This window comes from Vibrio sp. 1402 (genome assembly GCF_033340275.1).
Genome location: NZ_JAWOWE010000791.1, coordinates 1 through 502 on the forward strand (window position 1 = coordinate 1; position 502 = coordinate 502).

At 48.4% G+C, this 502-nt stretch carries 1 protein-coding gene; it reads left to right on the forward strand.

The annotated features are described in order from the left end of the window. Window positions 1-502, forward strand: a 502-nt coding sequence (locus tag R7044_RS28520) for an MFS transporter (RefSeq protein WP_225456459.1), incomplete at both ends; no start/stop codon positions are given.

The following is a 502-nucleotide window of genomic DNA, read 5'->3' on the forward strand; positions in this document are numbered from 1 at the left end:
AAGCGGCAAGATGATCAGCTACCTTAATGGTGCGATCTGCTTTATTCCGGCACTGGCCCCAATTTTAGGCAGCTGGTTAACACAGCAATTTGATTGGCGTGCCAACTTCAGCTTTATGGCCGGTTTTGCGGTTGTCTCAGGAACGTTGATGTTCTTGATGATGAAGGAAACCAACCCTGCAACCGAGAAACAAGCGGTATTCAAAGTAAGTCGTTACTGGTCGGTACTGAGCACGCCATCTTTCATTTTCCACGCATCACTATGTTTGATGGCCATGGCGGTTATCTTAGCTTACGTGACGTCAGCACCGTCGGTATTGATGACAGGCATGGGCCTTTCAATGAATGAGTTCACATTCTGGTTTGGCATTAACGCGGTCATTAACATCGCTGGTTGTATGTTGGCACCGAAGTTCATGGAACGTTTTGGCACACACAACACGCTTGTGGTTGGTATCTCGACGTTGGCTCTGGCTGGTGTGGTGATGCTGGTGATGAATGGC